This window comes from Cryocola sp. 340MFSha3.1 (genome assembly GCF_000383315.1).
Classification (GTDB): Bacteria; Actinomycetota; Actinomycetes; order Actinomycetales; family Microbacteriaceae; genus Leifsonia.
Window position 1 is genome coordinate 851,202 of sequence record NZ_KB911088.1, and the last position, 13,958, is coordinate 865,159.

Sequence of the window (13,958 nt, forward strand, 5' to 3'; positions counted from 1 at the left end):
GCGGGGAAGGATGGGGGAGTGAGCGACCCGAACGCGGCAACGCCGCCCTCCACCCCGCCGGCCGACCTGGTGCTCGTGACCGGCGGCTCCGGATTCCTCGGCGCGCACTGCATCCTCGCGCTGCTCGACGCCGGCTACCGGGTGCGCACCACGATCCGCACTCCCGCGCGGGCCGCGGACGTCCGGCAGCAGCTCGCGGCGGGCGGTGTCGACGACCCGGGCGACCGGCTCGAGTTCGCCATCGCCGACCTGACCTCCGACGACGGATGGGCCGACGCCGTCGCAGGCTGCCGGTTCGTCCTGCACGTCGCCTCGCCGTTCCCCTCCTCCCAGCCGAAGGACGCGGACGACCTGATCGTCCCCGCGCGCGACGGCGCCCTGCGCGTGCTACGTGCCGCCCGGGACGGCGGCGTCGAGCGCGTCGTGCTCACCTCATCCTTCGCGGCGATCGGCTACGGGCATCCGCCGACCGACCGGCCCTTCACCGAAGAGGACTGGACCGACCTCGACAGCGACCGCCGGCTGAGCCCGTACGTGCAGTCGAAGACCATCGCCGAGCGCGCGGCGTGGGCCTTCGTCGCGGCGGAGGGCGGAGGCCTCGAGCTCGCCACCGTGAACCCGGTCGGGATCCTCGGCCCGGTGCTCGGCCCGGACATCTCCACCTCTGTCGAACTGGTGCGCCTGGTGAAGGAGGGACGCCTCCCGCGCCTCCCCGACGTGCACTTCGGCATCGTCGACGTGCGCGACGTCGCCGCACTCCACCTCCTCGCTATGACGCGGCCGGAGGCCGCCGGGCAGCGTTTCCTCGCCATCGCCGGCGAGGTCATGTCGGCGCAGGAGGTCGCGCTGCTCATCCGCGGTCATCTCGGCGAGGCGGCAGGCCGACGGGTCAGCACCAAGCTCATGCCCGAATGGATGCTGCGAGCGGTCGCCCCGTTCAGCCGCCGCGTCCGCGACTCCCTCCCCGACATCGGGACGGCGCGGCGCGGCACTGCGCAGAAGGCGATCACCGTGCTCGGCTGGGCACCGCGATCCCGCGAAGAAGCTGTAATCGCGACCGTCGACACCCTCCCGACGTACCACCCGCGCCGGCGCTGAATACGGCCGGATCTCCGGCCGGGAGCCCCGGGAATAGCACCGCGGACGTCGCGTTATACATCAGGACGTGTCTCCGGTCAAGAAAAGACTGGACACGGCGCGTCCGATTGACATATAGTTGTTCTTTGCGCTCCCAGTCAAACTTCTGCCTTCATATTGCGGTCGGCTCTGACTTTCTCCGCGTGTGCCTGGGCCCGTTCTTTCGGGTCAGATACGGCAGCGCGACGTGACTGGGAGTTCTCGTCCTGATAGATACACGACCGACAGTAACTGGCCCGACGGGGCCCCGGAGGTTATTTCCTTGGCTGCTGCGCGCAACGCAACCAACACCGACAAGACACCCAAGAACGGACGAGCCGCATCCCGACTCTCCTTCGCCAAGATCACGGACACCCTGACCGTTCCCGATCTGCTCGCACTGCAGACCGAGAGCTTCGACTGGCTGGTCGGCAACGACGCGTGGAAGGCTCGCGTCGCAGAAGCCGAGGCCCAGGGCCGTCAGGATCTTCCCGCCAACACGGGCCTCGAGGAGATCTTCGAGGAGATCTCTCCCATCGAGGACCTCGGCGAGACCATGCAGCTCTCGTTCACGAACCCGTTCCTCGAGGAGAAGAAGTACTCGATCGACGAGTGCAAGGAGAAGGGCAAGACCTACGCTGCCCCGCTCTACGTCGAGGCCGAGTTCATGAACCACCTCACCGGTGAGATCAAGACCCAGACGGTCTTCATGGGCGACTTCCCGCTCATGACCGAGAAGGGCACCTTCATCATCAACGGCACCGAGCGTGTCGTCGTCTCGCAGCTCGTCCGCTCCCCGGGCGTGTACTTCGAGGCCACTCCCGACAAGACGTCCGACAAGGACATCTTCTCGGCACGCGTGATCCCGAGCCGCGGTGCGTGGCTCGAGTTCGAGATCGACAAGCGCGACCAGGTCGGTGTCCGCATCGACCGCAAGCGCAAGCAGTCGGTCACGGTGTTCCTGAAGGCCCTCGGCCTCACCAGCGAGGAGATCCTCTCCGAGTTCGCCGGGTACCAGTCCATCGAGCTGACCCTCGAGAAGGACGCCATCCTCACCAAGGAGGAGGCGCTCAAGGACATCTACCGCAAGCTGCGTCCGGGCGAGCAGGTCGCCGCCGAGGCCGCGCGTGCGCTGCTCGACAACTTCTACTTCAACCCGAAGCGCTACGACCTCGCCAAGGTCGGCCGTTACAAGATCAACCGCAAGCTCGGCCTCGAGGCCCCGCTGTCGGAGTCGGTGCTGACCGTCCAGGACATCATCGCCACGATCAAGTACCTGGTCGCCCTGCACGACGGCCAGACCACGATCAAGGGTCTCCGCAACGGCGTCGAGACGGACATCCGCCTCGACATCGACGACATCGACCACTTCGGCAACCGTCGTATCCGCGCCGTCGGCGAGCTCATCCAGAACCAGGTCCGCACCGGTCTCTCCCGCATGGAGCGCGTCGTCCGCGAGCGCATGACCACGCAGGACATCGAGGCGATCACGCCGCAGACCCTGATCAACGTGCGACCCGTCGTCGCGGCGATCAAGGAGTTCTTCGGAACGTCGCAGCTGTCGCAGTTCATGGACCAGAACAACCCGCTCGCGGGTCTGACCCACAAGCGTCGCCTCTCCGCGCTCGGCCCCGGTGGTCTGAGCCGTGAGCGTGCCGGCGTCGAGGTCCGTGACGTCCACCCGTCGCACTACGGCCGCATGTGCCCGATCGAGACGCCGGAAGGCCCGAACATCGGTCTGATCGGCTCGCTCGCGTCGTTCGCGCGGATCAACTCCTTCGGCTTCATCGAGACGCCGTACCGCAAGGTCGTCGACGGCCGGGTCACCGACCAGATCGACTACCTCACGGCCTCCGAAGAGGACGACTTCGTCGTCGCGCAGGCGAACGCCCCGCTCGACGCGAACGGCCACTTCGTGGAGGAGCGCGTCCTCGCCCGTCAGAAGGGCGGCGAGGTCGACCTGATCCCCGCCGAGGAGATCGGCTACATGGACGTCTCGCCGCGCCAGATGGTGTCGGTCGGTACGTCGCTGATCCCCTTCCTCGAGCACGACGACGCCAACCGAGCCCTCATGGGTGCGAACATGCAGCGCCAGGCGGTGCCGCTGCTCCGCTCGGAGAGCCCGGTCGTCGGAACCGGTATGGAGGGCTACGCGGCCATCGACGCCGGTGACGTGATCACCGCCGAGAAGTCCGGTGTCGTCACCGAGGTCTCGGCCGACGCGGTCACCGTCCAGGCGGACGACGGCACGTACCAGACCTACTACCTGCGCAAGTTCGACCGCTCGAACCAGGGCACGTCCTACAACCACCGCGTGATCGTGGACGAGGGCGACCGCATCGAGCAGGGCGAGGTCGTCGCCGACGGTCCCGCGACCGAGAACGGCGAGCTCGCGCTCGGCAAGAACCTGCTCGTCGCGTTCATGCCGTGGGAGGGTCACAACTTCGAGGATGCGATCATCCTCAGCCAGAACCTGGTGAAGGACGACACCCTCTCCTCGATCCACATCGAGGAGTACGAGGTCGACGCCCGCGACACCAAGCTCGGCAAGGAGGAGATCACCCGCGACCTCCCGAACGTCAGCCCGGACCTCCTGGCCGACCTCGACGAGCGCGGCATCATCCGCATCGGCGCCGAGGTGCGCCCCGGCGACATCCTCGTCGGCAAGGTCACGCCGAAGGGCGAGACCGAGCTGTCGGCCGAGGAGCGCCTGCTCCGCGCGATCTTCAACGAGAAGAGCCGCGAGGTGCGCGACACCTCCCTCAAGGTCCCGCACGGCGAGGAGGGCACCGTCATCGGTGTCAAGGTCTTCGACTCGCAGGACGGCGACGACGAGCTCGGCTCCGGCGTGAACCAGCGCGTGGTGGTCTACATCGCTCAGAAGCGCAAGATCACCGCGGGCGACAAGCTCGCCGGCCGTCACGGCAACAAGGGCGTCATCTCCAAGATCCTTCCGGTCGAGGACATGCCGTTCCTCGCCGACGGGACCCCGGTCGACGTCATCCTCAACCCGCTGGGTGTCCCCGGTCGAATGAACTTCGGTCAGGTCCTGGAGATCCACCTCGGGTGGATCGCCAAGAACGGCTGGGAGATCAAGGGCAAGCCGAAGTGGGCCGCTGAGCTCCCCGAGGCCGCCTTCTCGGCCGAGCCGAACACCAAGGTCGCGACCCCGGTGTTCGACGGCGCGAAGGAGGAGGAGATCGCAGGTCTGCTCGACTCGACCCTCCCGACCCGCGACGGCGACCGCCTGATCGGTTCCTCCGGTAAGACGCAGCTGTTCGACGGCCGCTCCGGCGAGCCGTACCCGGACCCTGTGTCGGTCGGCTACATGTACATCCTGAAGCTGCACCACCTGGTCGACGACAAGATCCACGCCCGTTCGACCGGTCCGTACTCGATGATCACCCAGCAGCCGCTCGGTGGTAAGGCGCAGTTCGGTGGTCAGCGCTTCGGTGAGATGGAGGTGTGGGCCCTCGAGGCCTACGGTGCCGCGTACGCGCTGCAGGAGCTCCTGACCATCAAGTCGGATGACATCCTCGGCCGCGTCAAGGTCTACGAGGCCATCGTCAAGGGTGAGAACATCCAGGAGCCGGGCATCCCGGAGTCCTTCAAGGTGCTCATCAAGGAGATGCAGTCCCTCTGCCTGAACGTGGAGGTCCTGTCGGCCGACGGCCAGGCGGTCAGCCTGCGCGACTCGGACGACGAGGCCTTCCGCGCCGCGGAGGAGCTCGGCATCAACATCTCCTCCCGCTTCGAGTCGTCGTCGATCGACGAGATCTAAGCGGCAGCCAGACCTACTGACGAATCTTCCATAGGAGAGAAGGAACATTGCTCGACGCAACAACTTTTGACGAGCTGCGTATCGGCCTGGCCACCGCTGACGACATCCGTCGTTGGAGCTATGGCGAGGTCAAGAAGCCGGAGACCATCAACTACCGGACCCTGAAGCCGGAGAAGGACGGACTCTTCGGCGAGCAGATCTTCGGACCGTCCCGCGACTGGGAGTGCTCGTGCGGCAAGTACAAGCGCGTCCGGTTCAAGGGCATCGTCTGTGAGCGCTGCGGCGTGGAGGTCACCAAGTCCTCCGTCCGTCGTGAGCGCATGGGCCACATCGAGCTCGCCGCCCCGGTGACGCACATCTGGTACTTCAAGGGTGTGCCCAGCCGTCTCGGCTACCTGCTCGACATGGCGCCGAAGGACCTCGAGAAGGTCATCTACTTCGCCGCGTACATGGTCATCGAGGTGGATGAGGACGGCCGTCACGCCGACCTCCCCGGCCTCGAGAACGAGCTGCGCCTCGAGATCAAGACGCTGTCCGACCAGCGCGACGCCCGCGTCGCCGAGCGTCTGCAGCGCCTCGAGACCGACCTCGCCGCGCTCGAGGAGGAAGGCGCGAAGGCCGACCAGAAGCGTCGTGTCAAGGACACCGCGGAGAAGGAGATGGGCCAGATCCGCAAGTCCTTCGACGAGGACATCGCCCGCCTGGAGCGCGTGTGGGAGTCGTTCCGCACCCTCAAGGTCGGCGACCTCAAGCCCGAGGACGCGGACTTCAACGAGCTCGTCGACCGCTACGGCCTGTACTTCGAGGCCTACATGGGCGCCGAGGCGATCAAGCGTCGCCTGCAGGCGTTCGACCTGACCGCCGAGGCCGAGCTGCTCCGCGAGCAGATCGCCAACGGCAAGGGCCAGAAGAAGATCCGCGCGATCAAGCGACTGCGCGTTGTCTCGTCGTTCCTGGCGACCGGCAACTCGCCGGCTGCGATGGTCCTCGACGTCGTCCCGGTGATCCCGCCGGAGCTGCGCCCGATGGTCCAGCTCGACGGTGGCCGTTTCGCCACCAGCGACCTGAACGACCTGTACCGCCGCGTGATCAACCGCAACAACCGGCTGCGTCGTCTGCTCGACCTCGGTGCTCCCGAGATCATCGTGAACAACGAGAAGCGCATGCTGCAGGAGGCCGTCGACGCCCTGTTCGACAACGGCCGCCGTGGTCGTCCCGTCACCGGTACCGGCAACCGCGCCCTCAAGTCCCTCAGCGACATGCTGAAGGGCAAGCAGGGTCGCTTCCGCCAGAACCTGCTCGGTAAGCGCGTGGACTACTCGGGCCGTTCGGTCATCATCGTGGGTCCGCAGCTCAAGCTGCACCAGTGCGGTCTGCCCAAGCAGATGGCTCTGGAGCTGTTCAAGCCGTTCGTCATCAAGCGCCTGATCGACCTGAGCCACGCTCAGAACATCAAGGCCGCGAAGCGGATGGTGGAGCGTTCGCGCCCGCAGGTGTGGGACGTGCTCGAGGAGATCATCCGCGAGCGCCCCGTGCTGCTGAACCGTGCACCCACCTTGCACCGTCTGGGCATCCAGGCGTTCGAGCCGCAGCTCGTCGAGGGCAAGGCCATCCAGCTCCACCCGCTCGTCTGCGCCGCGTTCAACGCGGACTTCGACGGCGACCAGATGGCGGTGCACCTGCCGCTGTCGGTGGAGGCTCAGGCCGAGGCCCGCATCCTGATGCTCGCCTCGAACAACATCCTGAAGCCGTCGGACGGCCGCCCGGTCACCCTGCCCTCGCAGGACATGATCATCGGTCTGCACCACCTCACCACCGTCCGCGAGGGCGCTGTGGGCGAGGGTCGCGCGTTCTCCTCGGTCTCCGAGGCGATCCTCGCGAAGGACCAGGGCACGCTGCACCTCAACGCCAAGGTGAAGATCCGTCTGGACAACTACGTTCCGTCCGACGCGGCCGACACCGGTGCCACCCCGATCACCGCCATCGTGGAGACGACCCTGGGCCGCGCTCTCTTCAACGAGACGCTCCCGGCGGACTACCCCTACGTGGAGGAGGTCGCCGACAAGGGCACGATCTCGTCGATCGTGAACGCCCTCGCGGAGCGGTACCCGAAGGTGGAGGTCGCCGCGGCGCTCGACCGGATCAAGGACGCCGGCTTCTACTGGGGCACCCGCTCGGGCGTCACGGTGTCGCTGAGCGACATCCTGACCCCGCCGAACAAGGCGCAGATCGTGGCCGGCTACGAGAAGAAGGCCGCCAAGATCACCTCCGAGTTCGAGAAGGGTCTGACGACCGACCTCGAGCGTCGCCAGGAGCTGGTGAAGATCTGGACCGAGGCGACCAACGAGGTGGCCGAGGCCATGCGCGCCAACTTCCCGGCGGACAACACCATCAACCGCATGGTGACGTCCGGTGCCCGTGGTAACTGGCTGCAGGTCCGCAACATCGCCGGTATGCGTGGTCTGGTGAACAACCCGAAGGGTGAGATCATCCCTCGTCCGATCATCTCCTCGTACCGCGAGGGGCTGTCGGTGGCGGAGTACTTCATCGCGACGCACGGTGCCCGTAAGGGTCTGGCCGACACGGCTCTCCGTACGGCGGACTCGGGCTACCTGACCCGTCGTCTGGTGGACGTCTCGCAGGATGTCATCATCCGTGAGGACGACTGCGGCACGACCAAGGGTCTCGACCTGCCGATCGCAACGGTCGGTGCGGACGGCGCCCTCACCCGTGACCCGAACGTCGAGAACTCGGTGTTCGCCCGCACGCTGGCCGCTGACGCGGTCGGCACGGACGGCACCGTGGTCGCGAAGGCGGGCGACGACGTGGGCGACGTGCTCATCGACAAGCTGGTCGCCGCCGGCGTCACCGACATCAAGGTCCGCTCCGTGCTGACCTGTGAGTCGGCGGTCGGCGTCTGCGCCGCCTGCTACGGCCGTTCGCTCGCGACCGGCAAGCTGGTGGACATCGGCGAGGCGGTCGGCATCATCGCCGCCCAGTCGATCGGCGAGCCCGGAACGCAGCTCACCATGCGTACGTTCCACACGGGTGGTTCGGCCTCCGCGGACGACATCACCCAGGGTCTGCCGCGCGTCCAGGAGCTGTTCGAGGCTCGTACCCCGAAGGGTGCGTCCCCGATCGCCGAGGCCGCCGGCCGCATCGTCATCGAGGAGACGGACAAGTCCCGTAAGGTCATCCTGACCCCGGACAACGGCGACGAGCCGCACGTCTACCCGGTGCTGAAGCGCTCGACCCTCCTGGTGGAGGACGGACAGCACGTCGAGCTCGGCCAGCAGCTGATCGTCGGCACCGTCGACCCGAAGGAGGTCCTCCGGGTCAAGGGCGTCCGCGAGGTGCAGAAGCACCTGGTGGGCGGCGTGCAGGGCGTCTACCGCTCGCAGGGTGTGCCGATCCACGACAAGCACATCGAGGTCATCGTCCGCCAGATGCTCCGCAAGGTCACCGTCGTCGACCACGGCGACACCGACCTGCTGCCGGGTGAGCTCGTCGACCGTTCGCGGTACAACGAGATCAACCGTGCTGCGCTGCAGGAGGGCAAGAAGACGGCGTCCGCCCGTCAGGAGGTCATGGGTATCACCAAGGCCTCGCTGGCGACCGAGTCGTGGCTGTCGGCCGCGTCCTTCCAGGAGACCACCCGCGTCCTGACGCAGGCGGCCATGGAGGGCAAGTCCGACCCGCTGATCGGTCTCAAGGAGAACGTCATCATCGGTAAGCTCATCCCGGCCGGAACGGGTCTGTCGCGCTACCGGAACGTCTCTGTGGAGGCGACCGAGGAGGCCAAGGCGGAGCGGTACCCCAACCGCATCTTCGCCGACGACTCCGCGTTCAGCGAGAGCGACCTGAGCTTCGTCGACTTCGACAGCTTCAGCTCTGACGACTACACCCCGGGCACCTACAACTAAGCAGGTACCCGTACGACGAGGCCCCCGGCGCACTGCGCCGGGGGCCTTCGTCGTTCCCGGCCCGTTCGCCCCCGCCGCCGCGAGATCTGCGCCAAATCTCTGTTATGCGGCCGCCATAACGACGATTTGGCGCAAATCTCGCGGGGTCGACCTGGGAGAATGGGAGCATGTGGCGCCAGCTCTTGCAGTACACGGACACCGCGGGGCGGGCCATGCTCGGCTTCGGAGCCGTGCTCCTGGTGGTCGCCGTGGTGAGCTTCGTCGTGGGCATCGTGCAGGCCGTCTCCGGCCACGCCGCCGCGACCCTCCCGTACTGGCTGACGACGATGGGCTGCGCGGTCGTCGCCGGCATCCTCGTCTACCTGGCGAGCCGCCGCGGAAAGCTGGGCTGAGAGGGCGCCGGCTTCACCCGCATTATCGGGTGTCGGCACTCTGGCGTGCGGTGAGAGCGTCCGGTGACGATGGATGCACGCCCCGCGAGCGGGTGCCCCCCACCGGTGTGGCACCCTCACGCGGGTCTGTTGTCCTGTTCTCCCTGCTGAATAGGGTGACTACGCCCATCCGACCAGGGAGTTCTCGCCCCTGAGCGGTGGGGTCTGCCGTTCCCCCGACCCGCGTCGGCAGCGCCCGAAGGAGGTCCGTGTGGCGTCCATGACCGAGATCCTCATCCTCCACGGCCACCTGCCGATCGAATACCTCGACCGCGTGGCGACCGAGCCGACGGCGGATGAGGCCGTCGTGCGCGAGCTCATGGCGCGCGGCGCCATCTCCTCCTCCCAGCTGGCGCGGGCCCGCGCCGCCCAGGCCGGTCTTCCGTTCGTCGAACTCGCGGACTATCCCGTCGATCGCGCGGCCGTCGCTCTCATCCAGGGCGCGATCTGCCGCCGCCATACGGTCCTCCCCATCGGGACGGCCGACGGGATGATCGTGGTCGCCATGGCTGACCCGGGCAACGTCTTCGCCATCGACGACGTGCGCGCCGCGTCACGGCTGAACGTCGCGGCCGCCGTCGCCGAGGAGGCCGACCTCCGCGCGGCGATCGACCGGTACATCCGGGCGGACGACGAACTGAGCGACCTGACCTCCACCCTGGAGGAGGAGACCGCGCCGTCGGAGGACACCGCCGTCTCCGAGTCGTCGGACGACGACGCCCCGATCGTGCGGTTCGTGAATCTGCTGGTGAGCCAGGCGATCCAGGACCACGCTTCCGACATCCACATCGAGCCGGCCGAGCACGATGTCCGGGTCCGCTACCGCATCGACGGTGTGCTCCATGCCATGCAGTCGGCGCCCAAGAGCATCCAGAACGGGGTGATCTCGCGGTTGAAGATCATGTCGGACATCGACATCGCCGAGCGCCGCAAGCCGCAGGACGGTCGCATGTCGGTGGTGCACGGCGGCCGCCAGATCGACCTCCGGGTCGCCACCTTGCCGACGGTCTGGGGCGAGAAGGTCGTCATGCGGATCCTGGACAACACGAACACCGGCATGACGCTGACCGACCTCAACCTGCTGGAACGCAACTTCGAGACCTACCGCGCCTCGTATTCGAAGCCGTACGGGATGATCCTGGTCACCGGCCCGACCGGCTCCGGAAAGTCGACAACTCTCTATACGACGCTCAACGCCGTTGCTCGGCCGGAGATCAACGTGATCACCGTCGAGGACCCGGTCGAGTACCGGATGCCGGGAATCAACCAGGTGCAGGTGAATCCGAAGGCGGGGCTCACCTTCGCCAGTGCCCTGCGCAGCATCCTGCGTTCGGACCCGGATGTGGTGCTTCTGGGCGAGATCCGCGACCACGAGACGGCGCAGATCGCGATTGAGGCGTCCCTCACCGGCCACCTGGTCCTGTCGACCCTGCACACGAACGACGCGCCGAGCGCGGTCACGCGACTCACCGAGATGGACATCGAGCCGTTCCTCGTCGGCTCCGCGCTGGACTGCGTCGTCGCCCAGCGCCTCGCGCGCCGCCTCTGCGACCGGTGCAAGCAGCCGGGGTCGTACGTACCGGATGACCTGCGGCGGATGCGGTTCCCGCTCGAGTCGGACGGCGCACCGCCGACCATGTTCGTCCCTGTCGGGTGTCCTGCGTGCTCGAACACGGGCTACCGCGGGCGCATCGCGGTGCACGAGGTCATGGCGGTGACCGAGGACATCGAACGCCTCGCCGTCGAGCGAGCGTCGAGCGCCGAGATCGGCCGTGCCGCGCGCGAGCAGGGGATGCTCACCCTGCGTGAGGACGGCTGGGAGAAGGTCAAGCTCGGCCTCACATCCATCGAAGAGATCCTGCGAGTGGTCGCCTAGGAGGGCACATGACGAACGACGACAGCTGGGGCGGCTTCCCGCCGCCGACGGCCAAGCCGGTCTACGAGATCCCGGTGACCCCGCCCGGCGCGACCGCCGCAGGGTGGACACCGGGTCCCGGTTCGCCGCTGAGTCCGCCACCGACCTGGACGCCGGCGGCAGCTACGGAGCCGGCGTCACCCGCCGCGCCACCGGCCCCAGCCGCGCCGTCTGCACCGGCCGGCCCGGCCGCCCCGGTATGGGATCTTGCCGATCACACCCCGGTGACGCGTCTCGTCCCGGGAGGGCGACGCGCCGCACAGCAGGCTGAAGCAACGAGCAGCGAGGCGGACCGCCGCGAGACTCGGACCTTCGACGAGGACACCTCCACCCTCACACCGGCCGAGCGCGAGGCTCTGGAGAAAGCCGACCCGGAGCTTGTCGCCGCGCTTCGCGAGGTAGTGCTTCAACGCGCTTCCGACCTTCACGTCACTGTCGGAGCGCCACCGATGGTCCGGATCGACGGCGCCTTGACCCCTGCCGGGCCGGCTGCGCCATGGGGCACCGAGCGCACGATGAGCGCGTTGATGAGCCTGCTGACAGAGCGGCAGAAAGAGATGTTCAAGCGTGAACTCGAACTCGACTTCGCCTTCACCATCTCGGCCAATTCGCGTTTCCGCGTGAACCTCTATCAGCAGCGCGGGTCGATAGGAGCCGCCTTCCGCCTCATCCCGACGGAGATCAAGCAGCTGCGCGAGCTCGGCGTCCCCGAGCAGATCGGCCGCTTCGCATCTCTGCCGCGTGGCCTGGTCCTGGTGACCGGGCCGACGGGTTCGGGAAAGTCCACAACGCTCGCCGCCCTCATCGACCTCGTCAACTCCACACGCGCCGACCACATCGTGACGGTCGAGGACCCGATCGAGTTCATGCACACCCATAAGAAGTCGATCGTCAATCAGCGTGAGGTCGGCCACGACACCCACAGCTTCAACAACGCCCTCAAGCATGTGCTGCGGCAGGACCCCGACGTGATCCTCATCGGCGAGCTCCGTGACCTCGAGACCATTTCGGTCGCTCTGACCGCCGCGGAGACCGGCCACCTCGTCTTCGCTACCCTTCACACGCAGGACGCCCCGCAGACCATCGACCGTGTCATCGACGTCTTCCCTCCTCATCAGCAGGGACAGGTGCGCGCCCAGCTCGCCGGCACCCTCCAGGGGGTCGTCTGCCAGACGCTCGTGAAGCGCGCCTCCGGCCGCGGCCGCGTCGTGGCGACGGAGGTACTGATGATGACCCCGGCAATCGCGAACCTCATCCGGGAAGGCAAGACCTATCAGATCGCTTCAGCGATGCAGGCAGGCAGAGGCGACGGGATGCACACGATGGATCAGCACCTGGCGGACCTCGTGGACAGTGGCCTCATCACGCGCACCGCCGCCCTCGAGAAGGCGCACGACCTCGAGAGCATCGGCCGGCTCATCCAGCGCGCCGACTCGTCGACCGACGCGTCAGCCAAGGCCTTCGCGGCCAGCGAGCCGAACTTCGGCGACAACTTCTCCGGACAGGTGCGCTGATGGCCGGCTCGGCGACGTTCGCATATCGCGGGAGGAACGCTGAGGGGAAGGTAGTCAAGGGACGTCTTGACGCGCCAGGGGAATCCGCCGTCGCAGCACGGCTCCGAGGCATGGGGCTGTCTCCGATCTCCATCGAAGCGGCTCCTGAGAGCACGGGCCTCAATCGCGAGATCAACATCGGCTTCGGAAGCGGGGTCAAGCTCAAGGACCTCGCGATCATGAGCCGGCAGATGGCCACGATGATCGGTTCAGGGCTATCGATTCTTCGAACCCTGAACATCATCGCCGAGCAGACGGAGAACAAGAAGCTCGCTGCGATCATGCGACAGGTCTGTGATGAAGTGGAGTCCGGGATCGCGATATCGGACGCCATGCGGAAGCATGGGACGGTCTTCCCCCCTCTGATGATCAACATGGTGCGCGCCGGCGAGATGGGCGGATTCCTCGACTCGTCCCTAGAAGCCATCGCTGAGAACTTCGAGAAAGAGGTGAAACTCCGCGGAACGATCAAATCGGCGCTGACCTATCCGGTCATCGTGCTCTGTATGTCGATCGTCTCTGTCGTGGCCATGCTCCTCTTCATCGTTCCGGTGTTCGAGCACATGTTCGAGGGGCTCGGGGGCCAGCTTCCCCTGCCGACGATGATTCTGGTGCAGCTGTCGCACGCGATGGTCTACATCGCGCCTGTCCTGGTCGTGGCGATCGTTGTCGGGTCGATCTGGTGGTCGCGCAACAAGAACGCCGAGCGGGTGAGGATGCGTGTCGACCCCATCAAGCTCCGAATCCCGATCTTCGGGTCCCTGCTCCGGAAGATCGCCGTAGCCCGGTTCAGCCGGAACTTCGCCAACATGGTTTCGGCGGGCGTGCCCATCCTGCAGGCGCTGAAGATCGTGGGGGAGACCTCGGGCAACTGGGTGATCGAGAATGCGTTGGTCAAGGTCGCCGATTCGGTCAGGCAGGGTGAATCGATCGCCGGGCCGCTGGCGGATCAACCGGTCTTTCCCGCCATGGTGACCCAGATGATCGCCGTCGGCGAGGACTCGGGGTCGCTGGAGACGATGCTGAACAAGATCGCCGACTTCTACGACCAGGAGGTGGCGGCTGCAACCGAGCAGCTCACGGCCATGATCGAACCGCTGATGATCGCCTTCCTTGGCGTGATCATCGGCGGCATGGTGGTGGCGCTCTACCTGCCGATCTTCCAGATCTCCAGCCTCGTCAAATGACCTGCCGGAGCTTGGCGTCACTCGAACGGGGAGCCCCTGTACTGGGGTGGCA

General features: G+C 66.8%; 7 protein-coding genes. All 7 read left to right on the forward strand.

Annotation, left to right across the window (positions count from 1 at the left end):
* Positions 1 to 18 precede the first annotated feature (18 nt).
* Positions 19 to 1,098, forward strand: coding sequence for an SDR family oxidoreductase (locus H284_RS0115125; protein WP_020076922.1), 1,080 nt, complete (start codon positions 19 to 21; stop codon positions 1,096 to 1,098).
* A 301-nt stretch (positions 1,099 to 1,399) separates the two neighbouring features.
* The gene (rpoB, locus tag H284_RS0115130; RefSeq protein WP_018191996.1) at positions 1,400 to 4,897 is read left to right on the forward strand and encodes a DNA-directed RNA polymerase subunit beta; all 3,498 of its coding nucleotides are present in this window, start codon (positions 1,400 to 1,402) and stop codon (positions 4,895 to 4,897) included.
* 47 nt (positions 4,898 to 4,944) lie between these two features.
* Positions 4,945 to 8,820 carry a DNA-directed RNA polymerase subunit beta' gene (gene rpoC, locus H284_RS0115135; protein WP_018191995.1) on the forward strand — a complete coding sequence of 1,292 codons (3,876 nt, stop codon included), beginning with the start codon at positions 4,945 to 4,947 and terminating at the stop codon, positions 8,818 to 8,820.
* Between the two features lie 167 nt (positions 8,821 to 8,987).
* Positions 8,988 to 9,212 carry a hypothetical protein gene (locus H284_RS0115140; protein ID WP_020076923.1) on the forward strand — a complete coding sequence of 75 codons (225 nt, stop codon included), beginning with the start codon at positions 8,988 to 8,990 and terminating at the stop codon, positions 9,210 to 9,212.
* A gap of 250 nt (positions 9,213 to 9,462) precedes the next feature.
* Positions 9,463 to 11,127: a GspE/PulE family protein gene (locus H284_RS0115145; RefSeq protein ID WP_020076924.1), complete on the forward strand. Its 1,665-nt coding sequence runs from the start codon at positions 9,463 to 9,465 to the stop codon at positions 11,125 to 11,127.
* 8 nt (positions 11,128 to 11,135) lie between these two features.
* Entirely contained in the window at positions 11,136 to 12,680 is a 1,545-nt protein-coding gene (locus H284_RS0115150; protein ID WP_286132286.1) for a type IV pilus twitching motility protein PilT, read from the forward strand.
* Positions 12,680 to 13,906, forward strand: a complete 1,227-nt coding sequence (locus H284_RS0115155; protein WP_026307275.1) for a type II secretion system F family protein — start codon at positions 12,680 to 12,682, stop codon at positions 13,904 to 13,906. Before H284_RS0115150 ends, H284_RS0115155 begins: the two co-directional genes overlap by 1 nt.
* Positions 13,907 to 13,958 lie beyond the last annotated feature (52 nt).

Coding starts and splice junctions, on each gene's coding strand:
- H284_RS0115140 (WP_020076923.1), top strand. CDS start 8,988: ATGTGGCGCCAGCTCTTGCAGTACACGGACACCGCGGGGCGGGCCATG.
- H284_RS0115150 (WP_286132286.1), top strand. CDS start 11,136: ATGACGAACGACGACAGCTGGGGCGGCTTCCCGCCGCCGACGGCCAAG.
- H284_RS0115155 (WP_026307275.1), top strand. CDS start 12,680: ATGGCCGGCTCGGCGACGTTCGCATATCGCGGGAGGAACGCTGAGGGG.